The sequence below is a fragment of the Thiobacillus sp. genome (assembly GCF_024708915.1).
On sequence record NZ_JANJXQ010000144.1, the window covers coordinates 1 to 10,746 of the forward strand.

A 10,746-nucleotide genomic window follows, 5' to 3' on the forward strand; every position below is an offset into this window, starting at 1 on the left:
GCGCACAAGATGGCGCGATTCATTGCGAACGCGAAAGAAGCATCATGAAGCTCACCGATCTACCTGATTCCCGCGGCCACTTCGGCCCCTATGGCGGCATTTTCGTCGCCGAAACCCTGATGGCGGCGCTGGAGGAATTGCGCGTCGAATACGACAAGGCGCGCAACGACCCTGCCTTCATGGCCGAATTCGAATACGAACTGAAGCACTACGTCGGCCGTCCCAGCCCGGTCTACCATGCCAGGCGCCTTTCCGAGCAATACGGCGGCGCGCAGATCTACCTCAAGCGCGAGGATCTCAACCACACCGGCGCGCACAAGATCAACAACACCATCGGCCAGGCGCTGCTGGCGCGTCGCATGGGCAAGAAGCGCGTCATCGCCGAGACCGGCGCCGGCCAGCACGGCGTCGCCTCGGCCACTGTTGCCGCGCGCTACGGCATGGAATGCGTGGTCTACATGGGTGCCGAGGACGTCATACGCCAGGCGCCCAACGTCTTTCGCATGAAACTGCTTGGCGCTACCGTGGTGCCGATGTACAGCGGCTCGAAGACGCTGAAGGATGCGTTGAACGAGGCGATGCGCGACTGGGTCACCAACATCGAATCGACTTTTTACATTCTCGGCACCGCCGCCGGCCCTCACCCCTATCCCATGCTGGTACGCGATTTTCAGTGCGTGATCGGCCGCGAATGCGTCGTGCAGATGCCGGAACTGGCGGGACGCCAGCCGGATGCGGTGGTTGCCTGCGTCGGCGGCGGCTCCAATGCGATCGGTATCTTCCACCCCTACATTCCGTTCGAAGGCGTGCGCCTGATCGGAGTGGAGGCGGGCGGCTCCGGCCTCGCCAGCGGAAAGCACGCCGCACCGCTGAATGCCGGCACCCCCGGCGTGCTGCATGGCTTCCGCAGCTATCTGATGCAGGACGAGAACGGCCAGATCATCGAAACCCATTCGGTCTCCGCCGGCCTCGACTACCCCGGCGTCGGTCCCGAGCACAGCTACCTGAAGGACGCCGGCCGTGCCGAATATGTCGTGATCGACGACGACGAAGCCATGGCCGCCTTCCACGACCTGTGCCGTTTCGAAGGCATCATCCCCGCGCTCGAATCCAGTCATGCCGTGGCGCATGCCAAAAAACTCGCGCCGACCCTGGGCCGTGACCAGATCATCCTGGTCAACCTGTCCGGCCGTGGCGACAAGGACATCAACACGGTGGCGAAGGTCTCGGGGATCACGCTGTAAGCATGGCCATTCCCGATTTTCAAAGCATTTTCCTGCCGCTTCTTAAGGCCTGTGCGGATGGTCAGGAACATACCAAGCAAGAGCTGCTGCCATTACTGGCAAACCAGTTTGAACTGACAGAAGGAGAACTCGCGATCAAGCTTGCAAGCGGCAAGCAGGGGATGTTTGATAACCGTGTGGGATGGGCGAAGAGTTATCTCAAACAGGCGGGCTTGCTCGAGATGGTGAAGCGCGGCGTTTTCAGAATTACAGCCCGTGGATTGCAGGTTTTGCACGAAAATCCACAGCCCTTGAATGTCAAGTATCTGAAACGATTCCCTGAATTTGTGGCTTTCAATGCGGGCAAACCCAAGGACGAGAGCAAACCTGCTGAGCCGGTTGCACTGAATCAGGAAACGCCTGACGAGCTCATTGCGGGTGGTTATAAACAATTGCGCGAGGCACTCGCACTTGAGGTGCTGGATCAAATTAAAAGTGTCAGCCCCGCACGCTTCGAGGAATTGGTAGTCGACCTTCTGCTGAAGATGGGTTATGGCGGTACACAGGAAGACGCTGGGCGAGTGGTCGGGAAAAGTGGTGATGGTGGCATCGATGGCATCATCAACGAAGACCGCTTGGGGCTGGATGTGATCTACATCCAAGCCAAACGGTGGGAGGCGGATGTCGGGCGCCCGGAAATTCAGAAATTTGTAGGCGCGTTGGCTGGCAATAAAGCCAGCAAAGGCGTTTTCATTACCAGCTCGGGTTTTTCCAAAGGCGCTGCTGAGTATGCGTCACAAGTGAATCATCGGGTTGTGCTGATTGACGGCCCAATGTTGGCGGAACTGATGATGGACCACGATCTGGGTGTTTCTACCAAAGATGTCTATACGGTGAAGCGCTTAGACACTGATTATTTTGAAGAAGACTGAACCATGAGCCGCATCGGCCAGACTTTTACCGCGCTCAAGGCGCAAAACAGGAAAGCCCTGATCCCTTTCATCACTGCCGGCGACCCCGGCAAGGGCCTGACGGTGCCGCTGATGCACGCGCTGGTGGAAGCCGGGGTGGACATCATCGAACTGGGGGTGCCGTTTTCCGATCCGATGGCGGATGGACCGGTGATCCAGCGCGCCTCCGAGCGGGCGCTGGCGAACAAGGTCGGGCTGAAGGACGTGCTGGCGATGACGGCGGAATTCCGCAAGACCAACGCGACCACGCCGGTGGTGCTGATGGGCTATGCCAATCCGGTCGAGCGCATGGGTTACGAGGCCTTTGCCCTGGCCGCCCAGGCGGCCGGCGTGGACGGCGTGCTGACGGTGGACATTCCGCCGGAAGAGTCGCACGGCGTGGCCGATGTATTCAAGGCGCACGGCATCGATCCGATTTTCCTGCTGTCGCCGACCACGCCGGAATCCCGGGTGGAGCAGGTGGCGGCGGTTGCCGGCGGCTTCATCTATTACGTGTCGCTGAAGGGAGTGACCGGCTCGGCCAGCCTCGACATCGAGGAAGTGGCGCGCAAGCTTGCCATGGTTCGCGCACGTTGCAGCCTGCCGGTGGGGGTGGGGTTCGGCATCCGCGATGCGGCGACAGCCGAAGCGGTGGCGCGTATTGCCGACGCCGTGGTGGTGGGCAGCCGCATCGTGCACGAGATCGAGACGGCGCCCGAAAACGAGGTGATCAGCCGGGTGAAACACCTGGTGCAGGATTTGCGCCGGGGTGTCGACGCGGCGTCGAAATAAGGTAGCGGAGAATAACGATGAGCTGGTTCCAGAAAATTTTGCCGCCGAAAATCAAACGGCGTGCGCTGACCGACAAGAAATCCATGCCCGAGGGCCTGTGGTCCAAGTGTCCGGCATGCAATGAAGTGCTGTACCGTGCAGACCTCGAAAGCAATCAGGAGGTGTGTCCCAAATGCGGCCATCATCACCGTATCGGCGCACGGCAGCGGCTGGCCATGCTGCTGGATGCCGAGGGCCAGCACGAGATCGGCGCCCAGGTGACGCCACTCGATCCGCTGAAGTTCAAGGACAGCAAGAAATATCCCGACCGTCTTAAAGAGGCCCAGGCCGGCACGTCGGAAACCGATGCGCTGGTGGTGCTGGGCGGCAGCGTCAAGGCAGTGCCGGTGGTGGCGGCGGCGTTCGAATTCAAGTTCATGGGCGGTTCGATGGGCTCGGTGGTGGGCGAGCGTTTTGTGCTCGGCGTGGAAGCGGCGATCGAATCGAACTCGGCCTTCGTCTGCTTTTCCGCCAGCGGCGGCGCACGCATGCAGGAAGGCCTGTTCTCGCTGATGCAGATGGCCAAGACCTCGGCTGCGCTGACCCAGCTCTCGCGCAACCGCCTGCCCTTCATCTCGGTGCTGACCGACCCCACCATGGGCGGCGTGTCGGCGAGTTTCGCCATGCTGGGCGACCTCATCGTCGCCGAACCGAATGCGCTGATCGGCTTTGCCGGTCCGCGCGTGATTGAGCAGACCGTGCGCGAGACGCTGCCGGAAGGCTTTCAGCGCGCCGAATTCCTGCAGGAGAAGGGCGCTATTGACCGCATCATCGACCGCCGCCAGATGCGCGACGAACTCGCCACCACGCTGGCGATGATGATGGGCCGGCCGGCGCTGGCTGCCTAGGGCGTGCCAGCTCGCTCGGGTCTTTCGCTGGCCGGCTGGCTGGCGCGGCTGGAGCAGCTGCATCCCAGCACCATCGAGCTTGGCCTGGAGCGGGTACGCCGCGTCAAGGATGCGCTCGGGCTGGATGCCGCCTTTCCCCTCATCGTCGTCGGCGGCACCAACGGCAAAGGCTCCACCTGCGCCTATCTCGAAGCCATGCTCCGCACCGCCGGCTACAAGACCGGCCTGTACACCTCGCCGCACCTGCTGCGCTATAACGAGCGGGTGCGGATTGCCGGCAGGGAGGCGGACGACGCCGAACTGGTCGCCGCGTTTGAAAGAGTCGATGCCGCGCGTGGCGACATCTCGCTGACCTATTTCGAATTCGGCACCCTGGGCGCGATGCTGCAGTTCATCGATGCCGGCGTCGACGTGGCCATCCTCGAAGTCGGCCTCGGCGGGCGTCTCGACGCGGTGAATGCGTTCGACGCCGATGCCGCGGTCGTCACCAGCGTCGACCTCGACCACATGGAATTTCTGGGCGATACCCGCGAAAAGATCGGTTTCGAGAAAGCCGGCATTTACCGCGCCGGCCGTCCCGCCGTCTGCGCCGACCCTGAACCGCCTGCCAGCCTGATCGAGCACGCCCGGCACCTCGGCACCGACCTGCGCTGCGCGGGCCGCGACTTCGCCGTGCAGCGCGAGACGGATCGCTGGACCTATCGGGGGAGGGCGTGCAACTGGACCGATCTGCCCTTGCCCGCCATGGCGGGGGGCTATCAGCTACGCAATGCAGCCGGTGCGCTGGCGGTACTGGAGGCCTTGCGCCCCCGCCTGCCGGTGAGCGAGGCGGCGATCCGCCAGGGGCTTGCCGTGGCGCGGGCGCCAGGGCGATTTCAGCGCATCGCCCATGCGCCGGAAGTCATTCTCGACGTGGCGCACAACCCGGAAGCGGCGCGGGCGCTGGCCGCCACCTTGCGCGACCAGCCGGTGGCCGGGCGCACGCTGGCGGTGGTGGGCATGCTGGCGGACAAGGATGCGGCAGGCGTGTTCGCCGCACTGTCCGGCGAGATCGATGCGTGGTGGGCGTGCATGCCTGTTTCGCCGCGTGCGCGCGATGCCGCGGCGCTGGCAGCCATCCTGCGCACGCACGCAGGCCATGCCCCGGTCAAGGTGCAGCGGGATGTGAATGCGGCGCTGGCGGAGGCGCGAAGCGCGGCATGCGAAGGTGATAGAATTCTCGTCTTCGGTTCGTTCTATACCGTTGCCGCCGTGCTCGACCATGCCGCCACCCAGCAGTGAAAATGACCTCAAACGCCGCGCCCGGCGCCGCCTGATCGGCGCGGTTGCGCTGACCTTGCTGGCGGTGATCGTGCTGCCGCTGTTGCTGGAAGACGAACCGCCGCCTGCCAGTTCGCTGGCGGTGAAGATGGCAGTGTCGCCGGTCGCCGAATTGCGCGATGAGCCGGATCCGTCCAGCGAAGCGGAGCAGGCTGCCGTCGTGGCGGCACCGCCCCCCTCCCCGCAACTGGAGACGAGGCAACCCGCACCGCCTGCGGCAACGCTCAGCGGACCGGCGCCCAGATCCGAACCGCGCAAACCCGAACCGCGCAAACCCGAAGCACCCAAGCCCGCGCCTCAGCCGGAACCGCCCAAACCCGCGCCCCAACCGGTTGCGAAACCCACACCGACGCCGACGCCTGCGCCGCAGGCCAAATCCGCGGCAACCGGCGAGGCTTTCGTGGTGCAGCTTGCCGCACTGTCCGATTCCGCCAAGGCCAGTGCGCTCAAGGCGCGTGCAGCCAGCGCCGGGTTGCCGGCCTACACGGACAAGGTGGGCGCCTTGACGCGCGTGCGCGTGGGCCCCTATGCCTCGCGCGAAGCCGCAGTGGCGGCTGCGGTGAAACTGGCCGAAAATGGCATGGCCGGACAGGTGCTCACAAAATGAGCATGCTCGATCTCATCGTGCTGCTGGTGCTGGTTCTGACCGTGGTACGCGGGCTGATGCGCGGCATGGTGGATACGCTGTTTTCGCTGGCGGCCTGGATCCTGGCCTTTGTGCTGGGCAAGTGGGGCGCGCTGATGGTGGCCCCCCTGCTGCCGATCGCAACCGACAATCCGGGCATTCGTTATTTCGCCGGCTTCGCGGTGATTTTTCTGGCGGTGCTGATTGGCGTACTGCTGTTGGGGCATGCCCTGGCTTCGCTGGTCAAGGCGGCCGGACTGGGCAGCGCCGACAAAGTGCTGGGCGGCGTGCTGGGGCTGGCCAAGGGGCTGGTGATACTGGCTGGCCTGACGCTGGCGGCTGGACTGACCTCGCTGCCGCGTACCGATTTCTGGAAGCAGGCCATGCTGTCGGACAGCCTGCAGGCGATGGCGCAGCGCGCCTTGCCGCTGGTGCCGGCAGAGGTGGCGAAGTACGTTCGTTTTGAATAATTTCATGGATGGGTGCGCTGTATGTGCGGGGTAATCGGAGTCGTTTCCAATTCGGCGGCCAACCAGCTCTTGTACGACGGGCTGATGGTGCTGCAGCATCGCGGCCAGGATGCCGCCGGCATCGTGACGGCAGAGGAAAGCCGCTTCCATATGCACAAGGGACAGGGCCTGGCGCGCGACGTGTTCCGCACCCGCGACATGCGCAACCTGCTGGGCGACATGGGGGTGGCGCACGTGCGCTACCCCACTGCGGGCAGCGCTTCGTCGTCGGCCGAGTCGCAGCCGTTCTACGTCAATTCGCCCTACGGTATCGTGCTGGGGCACAACGGCAACCTCACCAATACCGATGAACTGAAGGAATCGCTGTTCCGCGCCGACCTGCGCCACGTCAACACCAATTCGGATTCCGAAGTGCTGCTGAACGTGCTGGCGCATGAATTGCAAGTGCGCGCCTCGGGGCAGCAGCTGAACCTGGATACGATCTTCGGTGCGGTGGCGGGTGTGCATGCGCGCTGCAAGGGGGCCTACGCGGTGACGGCCTTCATTGCCGGCTACGGCCTCTTGGCCTTCCGCGATCCGCACGGCATCCGTCCGCTGGTGATCGGCGTCAACGATCAGGTCGCCCCGCACGAGTACATCGTCGCCTCGGAAAGCGTGGCGATCGACACCCTCGGCTTCCGCCTGCTGCGCGACGTGGCGCCGGGCGAAGCGGTGTTCGTCGATTACCAGCGCAAGCTGCACAGCCGCCAGTGCAGCGACCGTGCGGTGCTCAATCCCTGCATCTTCGAATACGTCTACCTCGCGCGCCCGGATTCGGTGATGGACGGCGTCTCGGTCTACAACACGCGTCTGGCGATGGGCATCTCGCTGGCCGAAAAGATCAAGCGCGATTTCGCCCATCTGAACATCGACGTGGTGATTCCGATTCCCGACACCAGCCGCCCCTCGGCGTTGCAGCTGGCGAATCATCTCAACGTGCCGTATCGCGAAGGCTTCATCAAGAACCGCTATATCGGCCGCACCTTCATCATGCCGGGGCAGGCGCTGCGCAAGAAATCGGTGCGGCAGAAGCTCAATGCGATTGGTGAAGAATTCAAGGGCCGCAACGTGCTGCTGGTCGACGACTCCATCGTGCGCGGCACCACCAGCCGCGAGATCGTGCAGATGGCGCGCGATGCCGGCGCTGCGCAGGTGTACTTCGCCTCGGCTTCGCCGCCGGTGCGCTATTCGAACGTCTACGGCATCGACATGCCGACCCGCAACGAGCTGATCGCCAACGGCCGCACCGACGCGGAGATCGCGCGCGAGATCGGCTGCGATGCCCTGATCTATCAGGATCTCGACGCCATGGTGAGCGTGGTTCGGGCCGGCAACCCGGCGATTCCCGATTTCGATACCTCGTGCTTCGACGGCCGCTACATCACCGGCGACGTCACGCCGGAATACCTGAATTTCGTCGAGGCCGTGCGCAATGGCGAAACGCCGCCGCCGTCGGCCTTGTCGACCCAGCAACTCGACCTCAATCTGGCAAGCAACGGCTGATGCACATGGACGACGCTTACGATCTTGAAACGCTGGCGGTTCGCGCCGGCACCGTGCGCAGCCAGTTCAACGAGCACTCGGAGGCGATGTTCCTCACCTCCAGCTTCGTGTTCGGCAGTGCGGCGGAAGCAGCGGCGCGCTTCAAGGGCGAGCAGCCCGGCCCGATCTACGCGCGCTTCACCAACCCCACCGTCCAGATGATGGAGGCGCGGCTGGCGGCGCTCGAAGGCGCCGAGCGCTGCGTCGCCTTCGCCTCCGGTATGGCGGCGATCCTGGCGACCGTGATGGGGCTGATGAAGGCGGGCGAGCACGTCGTCGCGTCGCGCTCGATCTTCGGCTCCACCGTGCAGCTGTTTTCCAACATCCTCGGCCGTTTCGGCATCGAGACGACCTACGTGTCGCCGACCGATCCGGCGGAATGGCGCGCGGCGGTGAGGCCGAACACCAAACTGTTCTTCGTCGAGTCGCCGTCCAATCCGCTCACCGAGGTGAGCGACCTCCGCGCACTCGCAGACATCGCGCACGAGGCCGGCGCCTGGCTCGCGATCGACAACTGCTTTTGTTCACCGGCGCTGCAGAAGCCGCTCGAACTCGGCGCCGACATCGTGATCCATTCCGCCACCAAATATCTCGATGGCCAGGGCCGGGTGCTCGGCGGCGCGGTGCTCGGCAGCCAGGCGCTGATGGAAGGCGTCTACACTTTCCTGCGCACCGCCGGCCCGTCGCTGTCGGCATTCAACGCGTGGGTGATTCTCAAAGGCATGGAAACGCTCTCGCTGCGCATGGAAGCGCATTCGAAAAACGCGCTGGCGCTGGCGCAATGGCTGGAAGCCCAGCCCCAGGTGGCGCGTGTGTGGTATCCGGGTCTTCCGTCGCACCCGCAGCATGAACTCGCGATGCGCCAGCAGAAAACCGGCGGCGGCATCGTCTCGTTCGAGCTCAAGGGCGGCAAGGATGCCGCCTGGAAGCTGATCGACGCGACGAAAATGCTGTCGATCACCGCCAACCTCGGCGACACCAAGAGCACCATCACCCATCCGGCCACCACCACCCACAGCCGCATGACGCCGGAGCAGCGCGCGGCAGCCGGCATCGGCGACGGACTGGTGCGCATCGCGGTGGGGCTCGAAGCGGTGGCTGACATCCAGGCGGATCTTGCGCGCGGGCTGGCATGAAGCAGGCACTGTCCGCACTCCTGCTGGTGTGCGTCGGCGCGGTCCACGCAGCCGACATGGCCGTGGTGCGCTATGTCGACCAGGATCCGGGCGATGCGCCTTACCCGACGCGCATCCTGGTGACGCCTGACTTCATGCGCATGGACAGCGGCGAGGACGACGGCGATTTCGTCCTGCTGGACCGGCGCCAGCGTCTAGTCGTCAACGTCATGCGCGAAAGCAGGCTGGCAATGGTGTTCACTTCCGGCATGCTGCCGCCCAAGCCTGCCGGCTGGAAGCCGCGGCTCGATGTCCACAAGGCTGCACGCGGCACCCGGCGTTTCAGTCTCAGCGTAAAAGGAGTGGTGTGCAGCGAAGGCGTGGCCGCCCAGCGTGCCGCGCCGGATGCGGCGCGCGCGATGGCCGAGTTGAAATCCATCCTGGCCGCCACGCAATACCGCGTCTGGAAGGATGCGCCGCCCGAGATGCAGCGCGACTGCGATCTGGCGAATCATGTATGGGAATCGGGCGCCACGCTGGCGCTTGGCCTGCCGCTGGACGAGCGCGAGTTCACCGGGCGCACGCGGCAGCTCGAAAGCGAAACCCGGCAGCCGCTGCGGCCTGAACTGTTCAGCGTGCCGGACGGCATGGCGACGATCAACGCGCCGTCATAAATCTTCCGTCCTGAGCGCGCACCCGGCGGCGCCGCACACCACATAGCCCCAGCGCGCATACCAGTCCGGCACCACCCAACGTTCGCAGTCATGGCCGTCGACCGCATGGACATGCTGCGCCGGGCGATGCGTGTGGCCGTGGATCAGGCGGCAGATCCGATGTTCGCGCAGCACGCGCAGCACGGCATCGGCATTCACATCCATGATCGCGGCCGGCTTGCCTGCCTTGGCTGATTCGCTGCCTGCCCGCGCCTGGCGTGCCAGGCGGCGGCGCCAGGCCAGCGGCAGCTGCCGCAACAAGGCCAGCGTCAGCGGGTGCCGCACCCGGCGGCGAAAGGCCTGGTAAGCCATGTCGTCGCTACACAGGGTGTCGCCGTGCATCAGCAGCGTCGGCACGCCGTACAGATCGATCCGGGTGGGGTCGGTGAGCAGCGTCATGCCGGCCAGTGCAGCGTAGCGCCCGGCCAGCATGAAGTCGCGGTTGCCGTGCATGAAATACACCGGCGTGCCCGCAGCGGCCAGGGCCTTGAGCCGCAGCGCCGTGTCGCGGGCGACCCGTTCGTCGTGGTCGTCTCCGATCCAGGCCTCGAACAGGTCGCCCAGGATGTAGAGAGCATCCGCGCCCGCGGCTTCCTCATCCAGGAAACGAAAAAAACGCCCGGTGGCGACCGGGCGTTCGTCGGTTAGATGCAGGTCGGCGACAAAGAAGGTGCGGCCCGTTTTCAACGACGAGGTCGGGCTCACCGGGCCAATCAGGCGATTTCGGCCTGGGCGATGACGACGTCTTCCTGCGGCACGTCCTGATGCCCGGCGCGGTTGCCGGTTTTTACTTTCCTGATCTTGTCGACCACGTCCATGCCTTCGACCACTTTGCCGAACACGGCGTAGCCGTAACCCTGCGGGGTCGGTGCGGTGAAGTTGAGGAAGCTGTTGTTGGCGATGTTGATGAAGAACTGCGCGGTGGCTGAATTGGGGTCGGATGTGCGCGCCATGGCGATGGTATAGGCCTCGTTCCTGAGGCCGTTGGCGGCTTCGTTTTCAATCGCGGCGCGCGTCGGCTTTTGCGTCATGCCGGGTTCGAAACCGCCGCCCTGGATCATGAAGCCGTC

Annotated in this window: 12 protein-coding genes; 10 read left to right on the forward strand and 2 right to left on the reverse strand. The window is 64.6% G+C overall.

What is annotated here, in order from left to right; genetic code table 11:
* The first annotated feature begins 44 nt into the window (after nt 1-44).
* The 10 genes from trpB to Q0L94_RS10470 are packed head-to-tail and all read left to right on the forward strand — an operon-like array spanning nt 45 to nt 9,637.
* Nucleotides 45-1,244 (forward strand): tryptophan synthase subunit beta, encoded by a 1,200-nt coding sequence (gene trpB / locus Q0L94_RS10425; protein ID WP_296753106.1) that lies wholly within the window; start codon nt 45-47, stop codon nt 1,242-1,244.
* Between the two features lie 2 nt (nt 1,245-1,246).
* Entirely contained in the window at nt 1,247-2,155 is a 909-nt protein-coding gene (locus tag Q0L94_RS10430) for a restriction endonuclease (protein ID WP_296753089.1), read from the forward strand.
* A gap of 3 nt (nt 2,156-2,158) precedes the next feature.
* Nucleotides 2,159-2,965 carry a tryptophan synthase subunit alpha gene (gene trpA / locus Q0L94_RS10435; RefSeq protein WP_296753090.1) on the forward strand — a complete coding sequence of 269 codons (807 nt, stop codon included), beginning with the start codon at nt 2,159-2,161 and terminating at the stop codon, nt 2,963-2,965.
* Nucleotides 2,966-2,982: 17 nt separating this feature from the next.
* Nucleotides 2,983-3,852, forward strand: a complete 870-nt coding sequence (gene accD, locus Q0L94_RS10440) for an acetyl-CoA carboxylase, carboxyltransferase subunit beta (protein ID WP_296753092.1) — start codon at nt 2,983-2,985, stop codon at nt 3,850-3,852.
* Between the two features lie 3 nt (nt 3,853-3,855).
* Complete coding sequence (gene folC / locus Q0L94_RS10445) at nt 3,856-5,133, forward strand: bifunctional tetrahydrofolate synthase/dihydrofolate synthase (protein WP_296753094.1); 1,278 nt, start codon at nt 3,856-3,858, stop codon at nt 5,131-5,133.
* A complete protein-coding gene (locus tag Q0L94_RS10450) occupies nt 5,114-5,779 on the forward strand; it encodes an SPOR domain-containing protein (RefSeq protein WP_296753095.1) in 666 nt (221 codons plus the stop codon). The genes folC and Q0L94_RS10450 overlap by 20 nt, the downstream gene beginning before the upstream one ends.
* Nucleotides 5,776-6,267: a CvpA family protein gene (locus Q0L94_RS10455; protein ID WP_296753097.1), complete on the forward strand. Its 492-nt coding sequence runs from the start codon at nt 5,776-5,778 to the stop codon at nt 6,265-6,267. The genes Q0L94_RS10450 and Q0L94_RS10455 overlap by 4 nt, the downstream gene beginning before the upstream one ends.
* 21 nt (nt 6,268-6,288) lie before the next feature.
* Nucleotides 6,289-7,809 (forward strand): amidophosphoribosyltransferase, encoded by a 1,521-nt coding sequence (gene purF, locus Q0L94_RS10460; RefSeq protein WP_296753098.1) that lies wholly within the window; start codon nt 6,289-6,291, stop codon nt 7,807-7,809.
* 5 nt (nt 7,810-7,814) lie between these two features.
* The gene (locus tag Q0L94_RS10465; RefSeq protein ID WP_296753100.1) at nt 7,815-8,984 is read left to right on the forward strand and encodes an O-succinylhomoserine sulfhydrylase; all 1,170 of its coding nucleotides are present in this window, start codon (nt 7,815-7,817) and stop codon (nt 8,982-8,984) included.
* A complete protein-coding gene (locus tag Q0L94_RS10470) occupies nt 8,981-9,637 on the forward strand; it encodes a hypothetical protein (protein WP_296753102.1) in 657 nt (218 codons plus the stop codon). Before Q0L94_RS10465 ends, Q0L94_RS10470 begins: the two co-directional genes overlap by 4 nt.
* Here the strand turns inward: Q0L94_RS10470 and Q0L94_RS10475 are convergent.
* Nucleotides 9,632-10,381: a UDP-2,3-diacylglucosamine diphosphatase gene (locus Q0L94_RS10475; RefSeq protein ID WP_296753103.1), complete on the reverse strand. Its 750-nt coding sequence runs from the start codon at nt 10,379-10,381 to the stop codon at nt 9,632-9,634. The two genes, Q0L94_RS10470 and Q0L94_RS10475, sit on opposite strands and share 6 nt — an antisense overlap.
* A gap of 8 nt (nt 10,382-10,389) precedes the next feature.
* The coding region (locus Q0L94_RS10480; RefSeq protein ID WP_296753104.1) for a peptidylprolyl isomerase at nt 10,390-10,746 on the reverse strand (357 nt) is incomplete at its 5' end.

Coding starts and splice junctions, on each gene's coding strand:
- trpA (WP_296753090.1), top strand. CDS start 2,159: ATGAGCCGCATCGGCCAGACTTTTACCGCGCTCAAGGCGCAAAACAGG.
- Q0L94_RS10455 (WP_296753097.1), top strand. CDS start 5,776: ATGAGCATGCTCGATCTCATCGTGCTGCTGGTGCTGGTTCTGACCGTG.
- trpB (WP_296753106.1), top strand. CDS start 45: ATGAAGCTCACCGATCTACCTGATTCCCGCGGCCACTTCGGCCCCTAT.
- Q0L94_RS10450 (WP_296753095.1), top strand. CDS start 5,114: ATGCCGCCACCCAGCAGTGAAAATGACCTCAAACGCCGCGCCCGGCGC.
- accD (WP_296753092.1), top strand. CDS start 2,983: ATGAGCTGGTTCCAGAAAATTTTGCCGCCGAAAATCAAACGGCGTGCG.
- Q0L94_RS10470 (WP_296753102.1), top strand. CDS start 8,981: ATGAAGCAGGCACTGTCCGCACTCCTGCTGGTGTGCGTCGGCGCGGTC.
- purF (WP_296753098.1), top strand. CDS start 6,289: ATGTGCGGGGTAATCGGAGTCGTTTCCAATTCGGCGGCCAACCAGCTC.
- Q0L94_RS10465 (WP_296753100.1), top strand. CDS start 7,815: ATGGACGACGCTTACGATCTTGAAACGCTGGCGGTTCGCGCCGGCACC.
- Q0L94_RS10430 (WP_296753089.1), top strand. CDS start 1,247: ATGGCCATTCCCGATTTTCAAAGCATTTTCCTGCCGCTTCTTAAGGCC.